Source organism: Pseudoalteromonas thalassia (genome assembly GCF_049257215.1).
GTDB classification, from domain to species: Bacteria; Pseudomonadota; Gammaproteobacteria; order Enterobacterales; family Alteromonadaceae; genus Pseudoalteromonas; species Pseudoalteromonas lipolytica_C.
This window is the reverse complement of sequence record NZ_JBMMUE010000001.1, coordinates 278943-300365: the sequence shown is the minus strand read 5'-3', so window position 1 is coordinate 300365 and position 21423 is coordinate 278943. Positions and strand designations below refer to the sequence as shown.

The 21423-nt window shown below is 40.5% G+C and carries 16 protein-coding genes and 1 pseudogene; 6 read left to right on the top strand and 11 right to left on the bottom strand.

Features of this window, described 5'->3' with window-relative positions; translation table 11 throughout:
• Positions 1 to 122: 122 nt before the first annotated feature.
• On the top strand, positions 123 to 584 hold the full coding sequence (locus AAEU31_RS01445) for a globin (protein WP_135923954.1): 462 nt from the start codon (positions 123 to 125) through the stop codon (positions 582 to 584).
• Here the strand turns inward: AAEU31_RS01445 and AAEU31_RS01440 are convergent.
• A complete protein-coding gene (locus AAEU31_RS01440; RefSeq protein WP_421966214.1) occupies positions 579 to 1358 on the bottom strand; it encodes a DUF4124 domain-containing protein in 780 nt (259 codons plus the stop codon). The genes AAEU31_RS01445 and AAEU31_RS01440 overlap by 6 nt on opposite strands.
• A 129-nt stretch (positions 1359 to 1487) precedes the next feature.
• Between AAEU31_RS01440 and AAEU31_RS01435 the strand changes: the two genes are divergently transcribed.
• On the top strand, positions 1488 to 3044 hold the full coding sequence (locus tag AAEU31_RS01435; protein ID WP_421966213.1) for a cryptochrome/photolyase family protein: 1557 nt from the start codon (positions 1488 to 1490) through the stop codon (positions 3042 to 3044).
• 78 nt (positions 3045 to 3122) lie between these two features.
• On the opposite strand, the gene AAEU31_RS01430 is transcribed toward AAEU31_RS01435, so the two are convergent.
• A complete protein-coding gene (locus AAEU31_RS01430; RefSeq protein WP_135923951.1) occupies positions 3123 to 3569 on the bottom strand; it encodes an Hsp20 family protein in 447 nt (148 codons plus the stop codon).
• A gap of 329 nt (positions 3570 to 3898) precedes the next feature.
• On the opposite strand from AAEU31_RS01430, the gene AAEU31_RS01425 reads away from it, so the two are divergent.
• From AAEU31_RS01425 to AAEU31_RS01415, 3 genes are all read left to right on the top strand, one after another.
• Positions 3899 to 4357 (top strand): TlpA family protein disulfide reductase, encoded by a 459-nt coding sequence (locus AAEU31_RS01425; protein ID WP_421966212.1) that lies wholly within the window; start codon positions 3899 to 3901, stop codon positions 4355 to 4357.
• 111 nt (positions 4358 to 4468) lie between these two features.
• Entirely contained in the window at positions 4469 to 4732 is a 264-nt protein-coding gene (locus AAEU31_RS01420; RefSeq protein ID WP_054553185.1) for a GrxA family glutaredoxin, read from the top strand.
• Between the two features lie 147 nt (positions 4733 to 4879).
• On the top strand, positions 4880 to 6706 hold the full coding sequence (locus AAEU31_RS01415) for a DEAD/DEAH box helicase (RefSeq protein WP_199527854.1): 1827 nt from the start codon (positions 4880 to 4882) through the stop codon (positions 6704 to 6706).
• Between the two features lie 135 nt (positions 6707 to 6841).
• Here the strand turns inward: AAEU31_RS01415 and AAEU31_RS01410 are convergent, their stop codons facing one another.
• From AAEU31_RS01410 to AAEU31_RS01375, 8 genes and pseudogenes are all read right to left on the bottom strand, one after another.
• Positions 6842 to 8401 carry an AbgT family transporter gene (locus AAEU31_RS01410; protein ID WP_135923948.1) on the bottom strand — a complete coding sequence of 520 codons (1560 nt, stop codon included), beginning with the start codon at positions 8399 to 8401 and terminating at the stop codon, positions 6842 to 6844.
• A gap of 149 nt (positions 8402 to 8550) precedes the next feature.
• Entirely contained in the window at positions 8551 to 8829 is a 279-nt protein-coding gene (locus tag AAEU31_RS01405; protein WP_135923947.1) for a YfcL family protein, read from the bottom strand.
• 2 nt (positions 8830 to 8831) lie between these two features.
• The gene (locus tag AAEU31_RS01400) at positions 8832 to 9974 is read right to left on the bottom strand and encodes an ATP-NAD kinase family protein (protein WP_421966211.1); all 1143 of its coding nucleotides are present in this window, start codon (positions 9972 to 9974) and stop codon (positions 8832 to 8834) included.
• On the bottom strand, positions 9964 to 10533 hold the full coding sequence (locus AAEU31_RS01395) for an elongation factor P hydroxylase (protein WP_135923945.1): 570 nt from the start codon (positions 10531 to 10533) through the stop codon (positions 9964 to 9966). Before AAEU31_RS01395 ends, AAEU31_RS01400 begins: the two co-directional genes overlap by 11 nt.
• A gap of 90 nt (positions 10534 to 10623) precedes the next feature.
• On the bottom strand, positions 10624 to 13800 hold the full coding sequence (locus tag AAEU31_RS01390; protein ID WP_421966210.1) for an HD domain-containing phosphohydrolase: 3177 nt from the start codon (positions 13798 to 13800) through the stop codon (positions 10624 to 10626).
• Between the two features lie 122 nt (positions 13801 to 13922).
• Positions 13923 to 15497, bottom strand: a pseudogene (locus tag AAEU31_RS01385) (HD-GYP domain-containing protein); the annotation flags it as partial.
• Between the two features lie 950 nt (positions 15498 to 16447).
• Positions 16448 to 17611, bottom strand: coding sequence for a GGDEF domain-containing protein (locus AAEU31_RS01380; RefSeq protein WP_421966209.1), 1164 nt, complete (start codon positions 17609 to 17611; stop codon positions 16448 to 16450).
• Between the two features lie 175 nt (positions 17612 to 17786).
• Positions 17787 to 18437: a glutathione S-transferase family protein gene (locus AAEU31_RS01375; protein WP_421966208.1), complete on the bottom strand. Its 651-nt coding sequence runs from the start codon at positions 18435 to 18437 to the stop codon at positions 17787 to 17789.
• Between the two features lie 101 nt (positions 18438 to 18538).
• Here AAEU31_RS01375 and AAEU31_RS01370 point away from each other — a divergent pair, with 101 nt between their 5' ends.
• Positions 18539 to 19378, top strand: coding sequence for a LysR family transcriptional regulator (locus tag AAEU31_RS01370; protein ID WP_421966207.1), 840 nt, complete (start codon positions 18539 to 18541; stop codon positions 19376 to 19378).
• Between the two features lie 13 nt (positions 19379 to 19391).
• Here AAEU31_RS01370 and AAEU31_RS01365 read toward each other — a convergent pair whose 3' ends face one another.
• Complete coding sequence (locus AAEU31_RS01365) at positions 19392 to 21395, bottom strand: winged helix-turn-helix domain-containing protein (RefSeq protein WP_421966206.1); 2004 nt, start codon at positions 21393 to 21395, stop codon at positions 19392 to 19394.
• Positions 21396 to 21423: the final 28 nt, after the last annotated feature.

Here is a 21423-nt window from a genome sequence, read left to right as displayed (position 1 = left end):
TATTTTTTACCTAAAAATTTTATGACAGCATTGTCATAAAATTTATTGTTTTATTAAATCTGGTCTATATTAAGTCATATAATAAGAACAACCTATAGCCAAGACTATATAAGTGAGCTGCGATGAGTTTATCCACTGCACAAAAAAGGCTTTTACAGCAAAACATTAAACATTTAAAACCTAATTTCCATCAATTTACTTTACAGTTCCACACACTGGCCAATAAGCATAGTTTACACATGACCCTGCCCAGTCAAGAAAGTATTAATAGGCGTAGTTATCTGCTTTTTTGTGCTTTGAATAAAGTTGTCATGCACTTAGATGATTTGAAACAAGTAACACCTTTCATAGAATACTTAGCCAACAACCTCAGTTTTTTAAACGTAACAAGTCAAGATATAGATAATTTAACGAATGCTTTTATGAAAACCGTTGAATCAATGCAAGAACCTATGAGTGAACAACTTAAAGATGCGTGGCAATTAGCAACTCGCCTTTTTGCAAATATCGTTAAGTGCTATTTGTTTTCATACAGCAATGTCATACCACTGCAAGATAATTTCGCAGTAAGACGAACCTCATAATTTAACCAGCTCATTACTCAATCTGTCTAATTGGCGTTGTTCTACTGCAATTAGAGTATTGTACTTTTTAGTTACTGCACTCATTTTGGCGGACAACGCATAATCTTTATTCACAGTACTAAGATTAATTGCCTGTTTATCAGCTTGCTGTTGTAATTTGGCTATCTGTTGATTCAATTCATCGTAATAGCTGTCTATCTTGTTCTTGTGTTCAGTCATTTTTCGCTTGATCTGTTCACTACGAATATAGCTATCAATCTCGGTGTTTTCAGTCTTTGATAGCGTTGACTCTAAGCTAGCTTGCTCTGCATTTAACCTATCAATATTACGTTGTTCATTATCGATTAATAAATTATAACGCTCTGAAACAGCAGTCATTTGTTCAGCTACTGCGGCTGCCTTTTTTGCTCCAAATGAAGAGCGAAAGTACTCATCTGCCTGATTATTCAATGCAGCTATTTCACTATTTAATCGCGCGGTAAAGGTATCTATCTTATCGAAATGCTCAGCCTTTTTCACAGCGATTTGTTTCAAACGAATATATCTATCAAGCTCATCATTTTGCTTAGCAAGTGCGACAGGTTTAGGTACTGAGTTAGGGTTAGTTTGAAGCTGATGGTCTTCGATAACTATCAGCTTTGCATCAACACCACATGGTTGCTGACTAAATTCAACAGTACCATCATGCTCGCACTTGTAAATGGCCGCATTTGCAATTGAACTTGCCAACACCCCTGTGATGGCAATTACTAATTGAATGACATTATTATTCATATTTCACCTTCCGTAGTGGTGCACATCAATTAAATGGTAACACCCTAATAGCTATTCATACTCTATAATAGATCGATATTCAGGTTTACGTCGTAAAGAATAATTTACCTCAGACTGGGTATACACAGCGTGCAATTTTCTACCATCCGATTTATTTTTGGCGACCAGCTAAACGCCAACCACAGCTGGTACAAAGAGCAAGATCAACAACATATACTATATGTTGTTGCCGAATTAAAACAAGAAACAAACTATGTGAAGCACCATATCCAAAAGGTAGCTGCATTTTTCGCAGCCATGGAAAACTTTGCTAAGGCGCTTGATAAAGTCGGGTTAAATTGCCTACACCTTACGCTTGATGATACAAAAGATGACAGCACCTTGTGTGAATTATTGACCCGACTGGCCAAACACTATCAATGCAGCACTATTGAATATCAATACCCTGATGAGTTCAGACTAAGAAAACAAATGTCAGAATTTGCTGAGCAAAGTGATTTAGACGTCAAAAGCTATGATACAGAGCACTTTCTACTGCCGTTTGAAGATATAATTACGCACTTTAAAAAAGATAAACACGTCAAAATGGAATTTTTCTATCGTGCAATGCGAAAGCGCTTTAATATTCTCATAGACGACGATAACCAACCTTGCGGTGGGCAATGGAATTTTGACCAGCAAAACAGAAATAAGTTAAAACAAAACGACCTTGATAAAATCCCAGCTCCATTATGTTTTAGCCATGACGTGAGCCACATCTTAAAACGTATCGAAAAACATAAAGTAAATACCTTCGGCGAATGCGGAAAAACTTTGCTGTGGCCAACTACACGTAATGATGCCAAACAACTGCTGCGTTTTTTTTGTGAAAACCTGCTGCCCCATTTTGGCCAATTTCAAGACGCAATGACCTGCAATTCACAGCATCAATGGTCTTTGTATCATAGCCGCTTGTCATTTGCTCTTAACACCAAGATGCTACATCCGATGCAAGTCATTAAACAAGTGTTAGACACCTACGAGCAACATACTGATGATATAGATATTGCGCAAGTTGAAGGATTCATTAGACAAATCCTCGGCTGGCGCGAGTATGTAAGAGGGATTTACTGGCAGAATATGCCTCAATACAGTGAAAAAAATCACTTAAATGCACAGCGTTCCCTGCCAGAGTATTTTTGGCATGGTAAAACAAACATGAATTGTATGCAGCATGCCATCAAACAAAGCCTTGAAACAGCTTATGCCCATCACATACAACGCTTAATGGTCACTGGGAATTTTTGCTTATTGACCGCAATCGAGCCAACTGAAGTTGATGCATGGTATCTAGGTATTTACATCGATGCTATTGAATGGGTTGAAATGCCCAATACTCGGGGAATGAGTCAGTTTGCTGATGGTGGGTTAATTGCCACTAAACCCTATGCTGCTAGTGGCAATTACATTAATAAAATGAGTGATTACTGCAAACACTGCAGCTACAAAGTAAAAGAGAAAACCACTGACGATGCGTGTCCATTTAACAGTTTATATTGGCACTTTATGTTAGAGCATGAGGAACAGTTATCGCAAAACCCTCGGATCGGTATGATCTATAAAAACTGGTATAAACAAGATGAAGCTCTTCAGCAAGCGACGCTTGAGCGAGCCAACTGGTGTTTAAATAATTTAGAAAAGCTGTAATAAAAAAGCCGCCTCAATTGAGGCGGCTTATTACTAACAAATAACTAGGGAAACAATGCTTTGTTGATAAGTATAAAATTACTTATTCTCGAGTAATTTACCATTACCAATTTCGATTTTACGTGGTTTCAGAGCTTCTGGAATTTCACGTTGTAAATCGATACTTAGTAAGCCGTTTTCAAGGTCAGCGCCTAGTACTTTAACGTGGTCGCCTAATTGGAACTTACGTTCAAAGTTACGCTCTGCAATGCCTTGATGAATGAACTTACGCTCTGCATTGTCTTCTTTGTCAGCTTTTGTGCCACTGACTTTTAATGTGTTGTTTTCTGACTCGATGGTCAATTCACTTTCACTAAAACCGGCAACAGCCATAGTGATACGATATTTGTCTTTATCGAGTGCTTCGATGTTATACGGAGGAAAACTTGGCTGCTTGTCTGTACGAGCTGCCGCATCCATTAATGATGCTAAATGATCGAAGCCGATGAATGAACGATAAAGTGGTGATAAGTCTACTGTACGCATAATTATATCCTCATATTTAAGCGATATTTTGTTAGTGCTCTTCTATTGAACCAGCGCTAACAAAGTTAAATTAATATTATATATTTCAATTACTTTAGTTTGTTTGGGACCCATCAGGCGTCCTCACTAAACTATTTATGGGCGGGTAAATTCTTTTCAAGATTTTTAGCAAAAAAAATTGCAATTTTTTTAAAATAAATGAAAGTTAAGTGCTCTCAAACTGGTCTGAATAAGTTGATTTTAAAGGGCTAACCACGTACAAAATAACAATGAAAAAAAATCCAACTTTTTTAAAAAAATTTTTAAGTGTGCTAAAAAATGTCGTGTTAATGGCAGTCATTGTGTATGCCGTGACCACATTTCAGCAGCGAAATTTACTCTCAACTGATAAAACCCCTGCCCCCTATTTTAATTTGGCCACGTTAAAAGACCCGACAGAGCGGATGACCATTGCACAATTACAAGGAAAGCAAACAGTGGTGTATTTCTTTGCGCCATGGTGCTCAATTTGCCGCTACAGTATGCCAAATTTAGAAACTGCCTATCAGCAAGGTAAGTTAAATGCGATAGCGATTGCCCTCGATTATAAGAATATTACTGAAGTAAAACAGTTTACTGATTCACTCGAATTAACCATGCCTGTGTTACTTGGCAGTAAAAGTACAGGCCAAGATTATAAAATCAGTGCCTACCCAACTTATTATGTTATTGATGAGCAGTTGGCTATCACTGCGCATTCTATGGGTTACTCAACAGAACTTGGCCTCAGAATACGCACACTTGATTAGCTCAATCACATTTGCTGAGAAAAAATAGAACAATACAATCGATTTTATGCACTGTTTTTATTCATTTAATTCGTTAAGATGATAACCAGATAAACCATCGAGGAGAGCGATATGTTAACTGTAATTTTTGGCCGTGAAGGCTGCCCATACTGTGTACGTGCAAAAGACGTTGCTGAAAAACTAGCTAATGAGCGTGATGATTTTAAATACCGCTATATCGATATCATCAAAGAGGGGATCAGCAAAGCAGATTTAGAGCAGTCTGCTGGCAAACCTTGCCCAACCGTACCACAGATTTTTATTGACCAAGCCCACATTGGTGGCTTCACTGAGTTCGAAGCATACGCTAAAGAAAATTTAGGGTTATATCAATAAATTGTAAACGTGGTTGATTTTTACAAATTTAAATTGATTAAATTATGACCAACATCAACCACATACAAATTAGTTGTAATTTATACAAGCAATTGCCTTGTATTTCCTATACAATGCGCGCCTCTTTAAATTCGTTGAGGCGTATTAATGTCAGAACCAGTCACGTTTGAATCTCTAAATCTTTCTCCTGCAATCCTTAAAGCAGTTGAAGAGTTGGGTTACAAGACTCCATCTGAAATCCAAGCTCAATGTATACCGTTATTGCTAGAAAGAAAGGACGTACTGGGACTAGCGCAAACGGGTACAGGTAAAACAGCAGCATTTGCACTGCCGTTACTAAATAATATTGACCCGTCTGTGAAGCAGCCACAGATCCTTGTTTTAACGCCTACGCGTGAACTTGCGATCCAAGTAGCTGAGGCATTCGAACAATATGCTAAGCATACTCGTGGTGTGGAAGTTTTAGCCCTATATGGTGGCCAAAGCTACAGCATCCAACTAAGTGCACTTCGTCGTGGCGCGCAAATTATTGTTGCAACGCCGGGCCGCTTAATTGACCACATTAACCGTGGCACAATCAAGTTTGAGAGCTTACAAGCCCTTGTTCTTGATGAAGCAGACGAAATGTTACGCATGGGCTTCATTGATGATGTAGAAAGCATCATGGAGAAAACGCCACGTGAAAAGCAAACATGTCTTTTCTCTGCGACCATGCCTAAGCAAATCCAAAATATTAGCAGCAAGTACATGAATGAGCCTGAGCAAGTTCATATTTCTGCTCGTAACTCAACTGTATCAACAGTTGAGCAAGTATTTTGGAATGCACATGTGCACAAAAACAAAGCAATCGTTCGCTTCTTAGAAGCTGAAGAATACGATGGTGCAATTGTTTTCGTACGTACGCGTAACGACACGGTACAGTTAGCTGAATTACTTGAGCGCGAAGGTTTCTCTGCGGCACCACTTAATGGTGACATGAACCAACAAGCACGTGAACGTACAGTAGACCGTTTGAAAAACGGCCTAGTTGATATCGTTATTGCAACAGACGTTGCTGCACGTGGTCTTGATGTAGACCGTTTAAGCTTAGTTATCAACTACGATATCCCGCAAGACTCTGAAGCCTACGTTCACCGTATCGGCCGTACAGGTCGTGCAGGTCGTACAGGTAAAGCGATTCTTTTCGTAAAACACAACGAGCGTTATTTACTTAAAAATATCATTCGTCATACGAAATCAGAGATCGCGCAAGTTGATTTGCCAACTGCAAAAGTCGTTGAAGAAAAGCGTATTAAAGCACTTCAAGACAAGTTAACAATTGCGCTTGAAAACAAAGACATTACGTTCTTTAATCAAGTAGCTGCTAACATGGCTGAAAAACTTGAGTTAAGTACTGAAGACTTAGCAGGTGCGTTACTTTGTTTAGCGCAGCAACAATCACCAATCAAGGTTGAAGAAGTTAAAGTTCAACCGCGTGGCGAACGCAGCGAACGTGGCGACCGTCGTCGCAACGAACGTGGTGATCGTGGTGGTGAGCGTTCTGCACGCGAGCGTAAACCTCGTGAACCGCGCGAGCCGCGTGAGCGCAACAGCCGCAGCATGGGTCCTATGGATACTTACCGTATCGAAGTAGGTCGCGAGCACGGTGTACAAGTTAAAAACATTGTTGGTGCGATTGCTAACGAAGCTGATATCTCAAGCAAGTTTATTGGTGATATTCGCTTACACGACAGCCACAGCACAGTACAGTTACCACAGAACATGCCAAAAGATGTGCTTGATCACTTCCAAAAGGTATTTATCTGTAAACGTCCGATGAATATGACGCTAACACAAGATCAAGGTCCTGCTGCTCCTCGCGCAGAACGCCCAAGTGGTGACCGTGGTGATAAAAAGCGTAACTTCAAAGACCGTGGTGAAAAACGTGGTGGCCCTCGTAAAGAGCGTCGTCCAGTGAGCTTCACAGCTAACTAATGTAAGCTGTAAGCAATAAAAAAACCTTGTCATGCGAGTGACAAGGTTTTTTTGTGTCTAAAGTAAAGCTGTCAGCTACCAGACCGCAGTTTTTAAAGCCTCAAGCTGGATTGCTGAGGCTTTACAACTTAATCATTATGAACCGATGGCTGGATATGCGTAGCTTGATTGTAGACCTAGTGGGATACCTAAGCCCCAGTACGCGAGTAAGAAGATGCTCCAACCTATTAAAAAGGCGATTGAATACGGTAACATCATCGCGATTAATGTGCCGATACCTGTGCCTTTAACATACTTCTGACAGTACACTACAACCAGTGGGAAGTATGGCATCAGTGGCGTGATGATATTCGAGCTTGAGTCACCTACACGATACGCAGCTTGCGTTAAATCAGGTGAAATGCCCAGTTGCATCAACATTGGAACAAAGATTGGCCCTAACAGCGCCCATTTTGCTGAGCTTGAGCCAACAAATAGGTTCACGAATGCCGTTAAGAAGATAATACCTACCACAGTGACTGAGCTTGGCAGTGCCATTGCTTTTAGTAGCTCTGCACCTTCAATCGCAAGTAATGCGCCAAGGTTTGATTTACTAAATGCGGCAATAAATAACGCACAGAAGAACGCCATAACAATATAGTAAGCCATACCGCTCATGGCTTTACTCATGGCATCTATCATATCTTTAGAACTTTTGAAGGTACCCACTGCAAAACCGTAGACGGCACCTGGGATCCAAAACAGCAAGAAAATAAGCGGTACAATTGATTGCATTAACGGTGAGCGGAAGTTAGTTAATGAGCCATCGCTGCTTCGCATTGCTGAATCGGCTGGGGCCGAAACAAACCAAAGTAAAGCAAGGCCTGCAATCATCACTGTGCTTGCAATATAAAACGCTCGTTTTTCATCACTGCGCGCTTCATCAAAGGCAGGTAAATCTTGTGTGTCACCATCAAGTGGCGTGTTTTGTAAGCGCGGCTCGATGATTTTATCTGTGATATACCAGCCTAATAAGATAATAAATAGGCTCGAAGCCGAGGTAAAAAACCAGTTATTAAGCGGGTTTATTGCCATATCAGGATTAATAATTTGCGCCGCACTTTGGGTAAAGCTTTGTAGTAACGGGTCAATGCCTGATGGAATAAAGTTTGCGCTAAAGCCACCACTTACCCCTGCAAAGGCTGCAGCAATACCGGCAAGCGGGTGACGACCCATCGCATAGAAAATAACCCCAGCCAATGGGATAACTAATACATAACCGGCATCAGTGGCGGTATGACTGACAATCGCCACTAAAATAATAGAAGGCGTTAAAAGCTGTTTTGGCGTTACTTTTAACATTAATTTGAGGCCAGTGTTGATGAAGCCTGAATGCTCAGCAACCCCGACACCTAACATAGCAACCAGTACCACACCAAGCGGGGCGAAGCTGGTAAATGTTTTCACCATCGACGATAAGAAGGTGGCTAATGAATCACCCGCAAGTAAGTTATTTACAACTATGGCTTCGCCTGTGCGTGGGTCTATAGCGTCAAATGTGGTGCCCGAAAAGAGCCAAGATAAAAACCAAATTAATAGCATAGCGACTAAGAAGATAATCGCCGGATCGGGCAGTTTATTACCCACCCTTTCAATCGTATTTAGAAAACGTGCTATCGCACCGCTTTGTGCTTGCACATCATTATTGTTATTCATTTTCAAATTCCCTAGAAAAAATTCTCGTTAACCTTAACGTATCTAAGTAATAAGGTAAATTTTAAGTTAATAGCTTTACTGATAAAGCTAAGGTCTAGCTGTAAAAAAAGCGACACAGGTCGCTTTATAAATTTGGTTTAGATACTAAGCTAAGCTGCTAGCGCTTTAACTTCATCCCACAGACGCACAACAAGCTCTTTATCTTCTTCGTTTAGCTCACCATTGCGGTAAGCTTTAACTAAGCTTGATTCTACTTGATTGTTAAGTTCCTCAATTGACAAGTTTAATTCTTCTACTTGTGCATAACCTACCGCTAAGTCAAAGTGACCACGTAAATAGCCACCCGCAAACAGTTCGTCGTCAGTCGCTTTATCAACTAAATCATCAAAATATTGCTGCGCTGCATCAATATAACTTACTAAACTCATTGTTACTTCTCCTCTGGGTGCAGCCCATCTTGATGACCCACTGCATACATAATATGGTCATTAAAACCGGTGGTTACGCGTATATAACCACTTAATTCATCGTCTAACTCACTATCGCCGGTATCGGCAATCAGCGGTCGGCCATTTAAGGCCTGTAATTTAGTTTTAGTCGCCACTACAATAATATTGTCACGACCAATAGCACGAATAAGTGCAGGGCTTAATTGCTGATTTCCTCTGCCGAATATATGGCCTTGGCCACCAATTAAGGTAATCACTAATTTAGTCGCTTTACCTTCGGTAAGCTCAAGTAATTGCTGAGCCGTTAAATCCTGTGCAACGAGTTCTTGATCAGCCACTAAATCAACACCTAACAAGGTATTCTCAAGGCCCATTTCTTCCATTATTGCAGCCACGGTTGAACCACTGCCCATCACATATAAACAGTCTTCATCCATTTCACTAACAACATAGACCGCAATATCAGCAAGGACTAATTCATCCGTTTCTTTGCCGCCATTTTTAACTGCTTGCACATATCGCACTTCACTAGGTACTTGCATTTCACCATAGCGCTTAGCTTTTACCGTGCCTTCGCGAAATGCTTCTTCGTCGATATCCATCACATCGGCATCACCAAGGCTTACAAGCTCACCTTTTACTAGCATTTCGACAACGCGACCTGCTGCCTTTGGAGTAATCGCATAAACACCAGAGTGTATTTTACAGCCAGCAGGAATACCCAACACAGGTGTGCTATCACCAACTGCGTGACAAATGTTGCGAGCAGTGCCGTCACCACCAGCAAATAAAATAAGATCGACACCTTGCTCGACCAATAGCTTGGCTGCCTGCTCTGTGTCATCAGGGGTAGTGATTTCATTTGTTTGGTAAATGACGTGAGTATTAAAACCAAGCTGGCTTGCCGTTTGCTCACCCATTTCACCGTTTACAGTGTAAATGGTTAACTCATCTTGATGTGCAAGCAGAACCTCAAGTGCCGCTCGGGTGCGTAAGTTTGCTTTTGGCTCTGCGCCAAGTTGCATTGCCTTTGCTGCGGTATCTGCCCCATCACTGCCCTTGAGTGCGACACTGCCACCTAAGCCGGCAACCGGATTAACAATCAAACCTAATTTAAACTGCATCAGCTAAAACTCCTGGGTTGCTATGAAAATCGCGCTGCCACGTAAACTGTGCAGCGGATAATGGCCATGGGGTGTTATAAAAATCGCTCAATGCTTTAAGTAACGCCTCTGTGCGCTGATTAAAGCCAGACGCTAATAGATCCAATACTTGCTGATGAACCCGCGCCTGAAAATCAAACCGGCAGGTTTGCTCGCCATTAAGATTATCAACCGATACATTAAAATCGAAACCCGCTGCTGTACTGAGCGCCCACTCAATGGCTTGCGGTTTTACTTCAACCGCTTCAAATTCAGCTTGCTGGTGTTTATCACGGCCATCTGGGCAATACCAATAACCATAATCTTCTTTTAACCGACGTGCCTCTCCTGCCACCAGCCAATGGGCAATCTCATGCAAGGCGCTGGCATAGAAACCGTGGGCAAATACAATTTGATGATAAGGCGTTTGCTCATCAGCAGGCAGGTAAATAGGTTCATCATCACCTTTTATCAAACGTGTATTATGACTTTGATAAAAGGTGTTTTCAAAAATAGTGATTAAGTCAGCAATCTGATGCATACGGCTTGAATTCGTCTCGTTAAAAGCGTCACTAAAAACGAGGCGAATTGTACGGACTTTTCAGCCTAAAGTAAAAGCAACCGCCCTCAGTTACAGGTATTTTGCGATATCAACATCATCAATTTGCTCTGGGTTTAAATAGCGCTTTGCATACTCAAGGTAAATACCTGACGTTAAGAACAATTTGAATACATCTTCATCAACATGCTGATCGGCCACCATCTTGGCTAAAATATCAATGGCAACACTCAGCGGTTTGGCTTTTTTGTAGGGTCTGTCGGCTGCGGTCAATGCTTCAAATATATCAGCAAGCACCAACACGCGTTCAGGTATCGATAAATCATCCGCAGACAACTTACGCGGATACCCCGTGCCTTTTAAAGTTTCGTGGTGAGTCGAGGCATAACGTGGCACACGGGTTAATTCTTCAGGAAACGGAACATTATCGAGCATACGTATAGTACTAATAATATGCTCATTAATTTTAAATCGGTCTTCGTTTGTTAAAGTACCGCGCTGAACCTGTAAGTTATATAACTCTCCTAAGTTATATTTATACTCTGGAATATCTACTTTTATCCCTAACCGTTCATCATAGTGAATGGGTTTATCGTGGGCAATCAAATGCTCAGGCTTATCAGAAAGTAGCTTTTCAGTTACAGGGAGTTGCTCATCATTGCTATGAACTCGCAGCTCTTCGACTGGTGAAAGGCCTATTTTATCGTCAAAATAGCGCTGCCAAGTAATATTGCTGAGCGTTTCTAAACGCTCAAGGCTAGCTTCATCCATAAACTCGCCCCCGACATTACAGGTAGCGATAAACGAAAAGTCACTCCGCAGCTCTGCTTGGCGTTTAGTAAGTTCAGTCTCAAGCTCTGGCTGCTTTTCGGGTGTGGCTTGCAATGCTTTTAGATAAGCGATTTCTGCATCTCGCCAAAGTACTTCAAAACGTGTACGCACTTCGTGTATACGGTTGTATATTGTTTCTAACTTAGTGCCTTTATCTACGATATGCTCTGGCGTGGTAATTTTACCGCAGTCATGTAGCCACGCTGCGAGACTAAATTCTCTTAGCTCGTCTTTATTTTTAAACGCAAACTCTTTAAAAGCATGTTCATTTGAGTTTGAAGCTGCTTTGGCTAACATAATGCCAAGCTCTGGTACCCGTTCGCAGTGCCCTGCTGTATAGGGAGACTTATCATCGATAGCCTGTGCGATAAGCTCAATAAATGACTCCATTAAGGCCTTTTGCTTTTGCTCATGTTGCTGAATCGATTGACTCATTTGCACCATAGAGCGAGATAGGTTGTTAATTTCTTTAATACTGCTTTTTAGCGTAGAAACTTGGTCAAATTGACGCCGTTTAATCTTTAAGTTTTCGCCCTCTAAGGTCTTAATTGGTGCAACGATAGGTGAGGCAAAAAACCACGACACCGGTAAAACCATAATTAAGCATGCCGCAGTGATTAAAATTGACAGCTTAATTTTCTCGCGAGTAGAGCTTAATACACCTTCTTTGGGCACCACTATCGCTAGGAAATCGCTATTATCGCCCATCTCAGAAAGCGGGGTGATATATACGTACTTTTCAACCCCATTAAGAGTCATCAAACGTAAATGGGCAAAGTTTGTTTTATCTTTAATTAAGGTTAAAAATTCAGGGTAAGGCACGGTGCCAATCACTTGTGGTTGCTGATTGGGGTCGCTTCCTAACCATTTACGCTCAAGTGCTGCAATATACGAATCTGGCAGTTGCTCTATTGCCATATCAATTAAATCTTTAAGCGCTGCATCCTCCGGGTGAAACAGTAAATGCAGCGTATCGGGTAAAAGGTCATGGCTGTAACTATCAAGCTGATTATATTGAACCCCATCAATAAAAAACTGCTTTTGGGTGTATTTGAATACCGCCTCGTTATCTAGGCCTGCAAAGACCCGCCCTTGGCTTACCGCATCAAGTACCGCTTTTGTACTTGGCAGCTCAACAATGTCGATGTCGGGAAAGTGCTCTTTGATCACTTTGATCACCGACCAACCTTCGCCAATTGCAAGCTGCTTACCCGCCAACTGCTTCATACTAACAACTGGGGGCGTACCTTGTGCAGTAACAATACTAAATGGTAAGGTTGCCATGGTTTGGCTCATAATACCAAGCGGCTCATTGGCAGGCGTTTTAAAAATAGGCTGAATAACATCTATTTCTTTTTTAGCAAATTGATTCAAAAACTCAGACCAAGTAAACCCATTGATAAAGGTCACTTTAATTCCGAGCATATTGGCCAAGCCATTAATGTAATCAATGCTATAGCCTTTGGGGTTACCGCCGACACTAAAATCCATTGGCGGCCAATTAGTTTCGTTTGAAACACTTAAATAAGGGTACTTAGCCAAGACACTTTGCTGGGCCTCAGTCAGAGGGAGTTTTTCAAGCGTTGGCAGAAGTAAGCTATGCTTTTGTTGGTTAGAGGCGACAATTTCACCCTCTTTATTATAAATATACAGCTCACTTAAATACTGGCTGCTCATTTTACTTTGCTGTTTGCTTAGGTACTCTGAAATGCTCGATAAGCTAACGTCTAACGCCAACACACTATTTTCGCTTGCTGACTTTATCGAATAGGTTTGCCCTGGTGCTTGCAGGTGGGTAAAGAAGTATGGTTTGGTTTTATTGACACGGGTAGAGTTTGCTTGCTTAAACCACAAACGCTCTCGGGGGTCATAGCTGGTACCTTTTGTTTGAGAGATGCGTAAATTAAATTGCTGGTCAAAGTAATGAGTGTGCTGAACTCGATCTGCCCCTTCACCGGTAATATGGATCACCACCCAGCGATCAGCTTCGATGGCTTGCAGCTGTTGGCGAACTATTTCACTACTCTCTAAATTAATTAATTCGTAAAAGTCACCATTTTCATACCCCACATATAAAGCATAAAACAATGGATTGAGCTGCATGATTTCACTCATGACATTTCTCAGTTCACTTTTATCTTCATTGTTGGCACTGATAAGACTACCGTTTTGTACCATCACACTTAAAGTGTTTTCAGATTTTTCGTTCACACCGGTCAGGTAATCAGCGACAGAGCCTGTGGCTAAATTAAAGTTTTTGACACTGGCTTCTAACGCCATTTTTTCACTGAAATAATATTGCAAACTGATGGCAATTAACGCGGTGAGTGAGGTTGCTAATACGAACACAGCAACAACGGTAAGACGAATCGAAAAACGAATTTTTTGTTTGAGTTTTTGAAAAGCAGATACCAGCACTTATGCATCTCCTTGCAATGCTTTGTTCGTAAATAATATTAGCTTGTATAATATGTATACACCAATAACTTTGTATTACAAACAAAAACACTGCAATATTAGCCTAAAGCATAAGCAAATAATTATCTTAGATATTTTTGAATATCGACCGAATCGATTTGCGACTCATCTAAAAACTGTTTTGCATATTTTAGGTATATGCCTGAGGTTAAAAATAGCTCAAATACATCACGATCAATATGCTCGTCATCGACCATCTTCGCTAAAATATCAATTGCAACACTCAGAGGTTTGGCTTTTTTATACGGCCTATCTGTCGCAGTTAGAGCCTCAAAAATATCAGCCAGCACTAACACTCGTTCAGGTATTGATAAATCTTTTGCAGTTAATTGGCGAGGATATCCAGTACCTTTTAATGTTTCATGATGCGTCGAGGCATAACGTGGGATCCGAGCAAGCTCTTTCGGAAAAGGAACATTAGAAAGCATGCGAATAGTACTGATAACATGTTCATTAATTTTAAACCTATCCTCAGCAGTGAGCGTACCGCGTGAAATAGATAAATTATAAATCTCACCTAGATTGTATTTATACTCAGGGATTGTCATTTTTATCCCTAAATCAGGTTCGTAATCAATGGCCTTTTCATGAGGAATTAAATCACTTGGTTTATCACTCAATAGTGATTCTTCAACAGGCAAAGTTTGATCTTTAAGGTTTACCATGCGCAACTCTTCAAGTGGCGATAAACCAAGACTAGCATCGAAGTGACGATACCACTTGATGCTGGCAATCTGATGTAAACGATTTAATTGCGACTCATCCATAAACTCTCCGCCGACATTACATGCCGCAATAAAGCTAAAATCTGCATGCAACTTTTCAATCTCAGCGTCTAATTGCTGTTGTAACTGCTGTTTTTGTTCTGGGTTTACAAGCAGTTTTTCGTAGTAGTCTAGTTTTGCATCTCGCAGCAGTACTTCAAAGCGCATACGAACTTCATGAATTCGGTTGTAAATTGTTTCCAGCTTAGTGCCTTTATCAACAATATGTTCTGGCGTAGTAATTTTACCGCAGTCATGCAACCATGCTGCTAAACGAAACTCTCGTCGCTCATCTGGGGTTTTAAAACTAAACTCAGAAAACGCCTCATCCTTTGAACCTGATGCTGCATCGGCAAGCCAAATTCCGAGCTCTGGCACCCGCTCACAATGCCCTGCCGTGTAAGGTGATTTATCATCAATTGCTTGCGCTATAAGCTCAATAAAAGATTCCATTAACGCTTTTTGCGAGTTTTCATGCTGCTCAATTGAGCGACTCATATCAACCATAGAACTGGCTAAATAATGAATCTCTAGAATATGGCTCGAAAGTGTAGAAACCTCATTGTAATCACGCTGTTGGATTTTTTTATTTTCGCCCACCAATTTCAAAATAGGATTAACAATCGAAGATGCAAAAAACCACGATACGGGCAAAAGTAACAATAAACATAACCCTGTGACTAAAATTGAGATTCTGATTTTCTCTTTAATAATTGCTAGCACATCTTCTTTCGCAACTAGCACTGTAAAGTAATCCACTTCATCAGAGTGCATATCGCCACTAAGTGGTAATGGCACTACAAACATATATTTTTCTTGACCATTTTCGTGCACATCAAGCATTTTACCGAACTGTTGCTTTTTATTGGCAAGCCCAGGTTGTTGCTCATCAAGTCGAATAAGCGCAGATAAGTCGTCGAATGTTCGTTGCTGACTTTGATTACGACTTGCTGCGATGATTTCGCCACCACCCCGGTAAACATACATTTCAGAAGAAACTAAGAACTGCATTTTAAGTTGTTGCTCTAAAAGAAAGTGGCTCAAACTGGAGCTGGCTATATCAAGTGCAAGTACATCACCTGTGTCTGCTGACTGTATTGAATAGGTATAGCCCGGCATTTCTAATAGATTAAAAACATACTGCTCAGACTTTGAGACTGACTCACTAGAGGCCTCCTTAAACCACTTTCGGGTACGAGGATCATAGTCAGTTTTTTCTTCTTTGACTCTAATAACCGAAAGGCTTTCATCCAAGAATAACTTTACGGTTTTGCGAGCATCACCTTGCCCGGAGACTTTATAAATCAACCAGCGCTCCAAAGGCCGGATTTGAAAACTAGCGGGTAAGATTGCATCACCTTTTAAATTAATTACTTGCAGCATATCACCATTTTGATGCGCAAGAATTAATGAGTAAAAATCCGCATGTCGACTTAGTACCTCTATCAACACATTACGCAAGGTGTCTTTATCCTTGCTATCTTCAGAAAAGAGTCGAGTATCATGGATCATTACGCTGAGCGTATTATCAACCCGATGATTTATTCTCGAGATATGGTCTGCTATTTGTTGACTGGTCTGCTTAAATTGGTCCGTTTTTGTCTGCAGTACAAACTTTTCACTAAAGTAATAATGGAGACTAATTGCCACAATCCCTGTTAATAAACTTGCCAAGGCAAACACCAGTAACACACTGACGCGAATTGAAACTTTAAAGCCCTTAGGTTGGCCTGGTAGCATATTGCGGCTCCTTGCATGCTGAATATACCTATCTAGGTATAAAATAAAAGTGAAATCTAAAACAACTTATTTAGACAGACTCGCTAGATTTTAACGACCAGTTGATTGCGACCAGCCTCTTTGGCTTCGTATAACGCTGAATCTGCTCGAGCAATAACAGACTTTTGAAGCTCCTCACGCATAACTGTCAAACCAAAGCTTGCTCTTATTGATAAACACATATCATTAAGATGTAACGGCTCAGCATTCAGTGTTTCAATCATCTTATTGACAATTATCATCGCATCTTCAACAGAACAAAGCGGCAACACAATTACAAACTCCTCTCCGCCAAAACGATAAACATCGTCAGAAGCTCTCAAAGACTTTGTAAGGAATGTTGAAAACTTTTCTAGCACAGCGTCGCCAACTTCGTGCCCATGGGTGTCATTAACACGTTTAAAGTAATCAATATCAGCTAAAACAACACATACTTGTTTTGATTTATATTGATTTTCTTTACTGAGTTTTTGGTAATGCTCATAAGTATTATCAAACGCTCTGCGGTTAGGTAACTGTGTAAGCGCATCTTTCAAGGCCTGCTTTTTCATTTCTTGAGCTAATTGACCTAATTGCGTATTACGTACAAATAGCTCACGACGAATAATGTGTTCATGGGCAGCCATGATCGACCCCGCTAAATTAGCCGCTATGTGAGCTAAAATAACCACATAAAAAGAATGCAAATTTATATCTTTATTAAAATAAATAACGGAAATAGCCAAACAGCTATAAAACACACCTAATAGCGCTGATAGTTTCAAGGAAAGCAAAGTAGAGAAGTAAAATGTAATCAATACAATGACATCAAAAAACATATGCAATATATAATGACGCTCATAGGTGATAACCATAAATTGCATATTCAAAAACATAAACATCATAAAGGCGATGACCATCTTTATTAATTGCTTCGGTGACTTTACAAAACTAATACCAAAAGCAGCGCTAACGCATACAAATACAGTGATAGTTCTACCAATCAAAGCAATTTCAGGCCAGAAATCTGGCTGAATGATCATCTTATCGAAAAAAGTGACGAGCATACTGACAACGGCGATTATACATGCAAGAAATTGAGCAAGCTTTTTATCTTGCATCAATTTACTTTGTATAAATAACAACTCAACCTGTTTCGACTTGAACTGACAAGCATAACGGTTAATAGTCATATCTTTGTTTAATAACTTTGCAGCATAAACGCCCATAAATGTGCCTACAACAAAAGGGAGAATGAGAAGTGTTGAATTAAAGAGCAACAACTCTATTATAGAAGGAAGAGATTAGAATTGAACTAGTTATTTTGTATAAAAATAACACATTTTAACCAGTACAATATAAGTAGGGGCAAACGAAGTCTTAATGAAATACTCCGTGGTTATGTTATAAAATTTCTTTTCCTGCCTCATCACATACAACAATATCGGTTTCTTTTAATGCTTGATTGATCCAGGTTTGCAACACAGGGCATGCTAGCACATACTGGCAATAAGCTTGTGCTGCACGCGACAGCTCCACCTGATAGGTTTTAAAACGCAACACCACAGGTGCAAACATCGCATCAACAATAGAAAACTCGCCAAATAACCACGCATTAGGATAACGCTGCTGCTGAGCCGAAAAAATCTCATCGATACGTGCGATATCTTTTTTAGCTTGCTCTGATAATTCAACATGCCTTTTAGCGCGAATGTTCATCGGCATTTCATTGCGAAGTGCAGCAAAACCAGAATGCATCTCGGCAGCTAGACTTCGAGCTTTTGCTCTTTGGGCTATTTCACTAGGCCAAGCAGCACCATTTAGATAAGCATCATTGATATATTCACAAATAGCGAGTGAATCCCACACGATTAACTCAGCATCAATAAGTGCCGGCACTTTTTGCACTGGAAACGTGCTTTTTAATGCTTCATAAAACTCAGGCGTATCTAAAACTAACTGTTGCTCTGTAAAAGAGATATTGAATTTACTCAGTAAATACCACGCTCTTAATGACCAAGTTGAGTAATTTTTATTGCCAATAAATAATTGCATTGCGCTTCCTTTAACGTTTAGATTAGGCTCACTATAAAACAGCAATTGGTGAATTACTCGCCAATTGTTTTTATGCTACCTATAAGTAAAATTGATACATTATGGATATTGATGCCCTCAGGACTTTTTGTGCCTTTGTTGATACAGGCAGTTTTACCCGCGCTGCAGCACAGATTTGCAGAACCCAATCTGCGGTAAGTATGCAAATGAAAAAGCTTGAACAAGACATTGCAAGCCCCCTATTTGAAAAGCAAGGTCGTCAACTGGTGCTAACTCATCAAGGCCACCAGCTAGCAAGCTATGCAAAACAATTGATAGCGCTTCATGATGAAGCGTTTAAGCAATTAAAAGCAGGCACAGGCAATATGCGCGTACGCATAGGTTGTCCTGACGACTATGCCCACTCTTTACTACCAGAGCTTGTTGGTGCCTTACATCAACAGTTTAATGCGCTAGATTTACAAATAAGCTGCGCCCCAAGTACTGAGCTTAGAGCCAAGCTAGACCAAGGTATGCTCGATTTAGTGATTGCCACTCGCTCGCCAGACAGCGAAGAAGGTTACTTATTACAATCAAGCCAAGGTGTGTGGGTGAAATGCCCCGGTTTTAAGATTAACAATTCAACCCCACTTCCTATCGCCTTGTTTCAACGAGACTGTAAGTTTCACCAAGCCAGTATTGAAGGCCTTTTAAAAGCCGAACGCCGTTTTAATATTATTGCCTGTTGTGGCTCAGCGGGAGCGTTACATGGCTTGATTAAACAGGGACTGGCAATTGGCAGTATGGCGCGAATAAGCATGCAATCAGGTGTGGAAGAAATCAGCAATAACTCACTTCCGATACTGCCTGTCATTGATATCGTCCTGCTTTACGGTAATCATGCCCACAACCCACTCAGTCATGAAAAAATTAAACAGCTTGTGGAAATAATTAAGGCATAAAGACCATATCAAGCTAAAGAAGCTTTACTAACTTACGAGTTCTATTAGGCTCTGTAAGGTATAAAAACTCTGTTAAATCATGGGCACTGTTGATCAGCATATGTTGCTTAGGTTGAGTTAATTGCCAACTTTCGGTTGCGGCAGTTGCCAAATCGATACGCTGGAAATTAATAGTATCAGCATGCTCCATAGTGACCGCTAATTGCTGGTTACTTACAGATATACCAATGATGTCATTGTTAGCTGCTTGCCAAACAGTCTCAATATCTCCTCGGCTATTAACTCGAAACACTTCGTTGCTATTTGAAAAATAGATCTGGTCTTGCTCATCTAAATCCATGCCATAGCAACTTAAACGTTTCCCTGAGCCTGTGAATGGTGTCAAAGTTAGGCTTGTTAAATCGAATTTAGCCGGATGAAACGTCTGTCCATCCTCTGCTCGATACGAAACTAAAATCGCGTCTTGATTGTGATACATTTCTCTCAAATAGAAAGAATGATTGCCGTGAGGAATTGTTTCATAAGTGCCACTGCTTAAATCAATTTTAAACAATGTATCTTTACTTGCGGCGTACACCTGTCGTGCGTCCTGGCTCCAAACAATGCCAAATAACTCATGGTTATCAGGATTAGCAAAAATGCGCGTTTGCTTGCCATTATCGTATAAAAATAATTGTTTTAATCCAAAACGATGTGACTCAAAAACAAATTTCGTTGAGTCTGGCGAAAACACGGGTAGAAAGTCGATTGATGAGGTATCAACGAGTTTGGTCAATTTGTCAGGGGTGGCGCGTGTTTGGCTAACAATATCTACATCAACATTCACTAACTCCATCAAAATGGCTTCAGCGTCTGGTGTGTACTGGGCATCACGAATTATTTGATAATTATTAAATGAAATTAGCTGAAGCTCACCATCTAGCTCTAGATTAATAAGCTGATTTCGTTGACTTATCAATAGCGCTTGATTGTTCGGGTGCCAACTTAACCCTTGAATACCGTTTTCTATGATAGCAATAGTTTGTATTTTTTTACTGGCAAGGTCGAGTACATCAATACGGTATTTGTTTTGACCCGCTTCAATCCCCATTGCGACTTTACGGCCGTCTTTCGATAACGCATTAACGAGTAACCAATCTTGCTGTGTAGCGGCTAGTAAATGTGCCTTTTGTTTAGACTCTAAGTTGAGTGAAACGAGTCGAGTATCGTTGTTTAGTTTATCTTTTTCTATGTAATAGAGCAGCTTATCAGCATGCCAATCGATATGGTGACTGGTCACAACGGTGTCATTTAAAACACTCACCGTCGCTTGTTCTAATGGCTGAAATTTCGATAAATCAATGCTTAATGTGTTCAGATATTGTTTCTGCTCTGCGCTTTTCACAAACGCAATCGCATTATCGGAGTTAGACCACCCCAAAGCGTAGTAGCTTGCTGCGTCTTCAGTTAGCCTCACCTCTCGCTCAGTCGCAAGCTCTTTAATCCAAATCTGCTGACTTCCTTTATTACCTCGAACAAAAGCAAGGTACTTACCACTATGTGAAAGTGACAAATTAGCTTCATTTAGTTCACTCGAAGTGAGTGGCATCAACTGGGTAAAGTGAGCATTATCTTGTTGCTTAGGGACTAGTTGCCACGCAATAGCGATAAGGCTTACTAGTAAAACAAACAGCAACCCAAGATGTTGCGATTTTAGTTTTTTGCTTTGCCCCTGTGTTACTTTTTCAAGGCTATAACCGCGCTTAGGGTGTGTAATTATATACTGCGGATTTTTGGCATCTTCTTGGAGTGCTTTTCGTAGCAATGCGATACAACGCTGTACAGAACTTGGGTTGTAGGTAGCATTAGGCCACACTTTTGCAAAGATTACTTCTTGGCTTACAACTTCACCTTTATTTAAATAAAGGGTATGTAATACATCCATGACCTTTGGCTCGACTATTTGCTCATAATCTTGCGATGAAATTAAACATCGACTCTCATCAATTGCAAATTTGCCGATTCGATAACGCGCCACTTACTTCTCCAATAAATATTTACGAATC

Bases quoted from the DNA above. Each gene is read 5' to 3' on its own strand.
- AAEU31_RS01380 (WP_421966209.1), bottom strand. From the start codon at position 17,611: ATGGGCGTTTATGCTGCAAAGTTATTAAACAAAGATATGACTATTAAC.
- AAEU31_RS01400 (WP_421966211.1), bottom strand. From the start codon at position 9,974: ATGCAGTTTAAATTAGGTTTGATTGTTAATCCGGTTGCCGGCTTAGGT.
- AAEU31_RS01395 (WP_135923945.1), bottom strand. From the start codon at position 10,533: ATGCATCAGATTGCTGACTTAATCACTATTTTTGAAAACACCTTTTAT.
- AAEU31_RS01445 (WP_135923954.1), top strand. From the start codon at position 123: ATGAGTTTATCCACTGCACAAAAAAGGCTTTTACAGCAAAACATTAAA.
- AAEU31_RS01370 (WP_421966207.1), top strand. From the start codon at position 18,539: ATGGATATTGATGCCCTCAGGACTTTTTGTGCCTTTGTTGATACAGGC.
- AAEU31_RS01410 (WP_135923948.1), bottom strand. From the start codon at position 8,401: ATGAATAACAATAATGATGTGCAAGCACAAAGCGGTGCGATAGCACGT.
- AAEU31_RS01415 (WP_199527854.1), top strand. From the start codon at position 4,880: ATGTCAGAACCAGTCACGTTTGAATCTCTAAATCTTTCTCCTGCAATC.
- AAEU31_RS01425 (WP_421966212.1), top strand. From the start codon at position 3,899: ATGGCAGTCATTGTGTATGCCGTGACCACATTTCAGCAGCGAAATTTA.
- AAEU31_RS01405 (WP_135923947.1), bottom strand. From the start codon at position 8,829: ATGAGTTTAGTAAGTTATATTGATGCAGCGCAGCAATATTTTGATGAT.
- AAEU31_RS01375 (WP_421966208.1), bottom strand. From the start codon at position 18,437: ATGCAATTATTTATTGGCAATAAAAATTACTCAACTTGGTCATTAAGA.
- AAEU31_RS01420 (WP_054553185.1), top strand. From the start codon at position 4,469: ATGTTAACTGTAATTTTTGGCCGTGAAGGCTGCCCATACTGTGTACGT.
- AAEU31_RS01430 (WP_135923951.1), bottom strand. From the start codon at position 3,569: ATGCGTACAGTAGACTTATCACCACTTTATCGTTCATTCATCGGCTTC.
- AAEU31_RS01440 (WP_421966214.1), bottom strand. From the start codon at position 1,358: ATGAATAATAATGTCATTCAATTAGTAATTGCCATCACAGGGGTGTTG.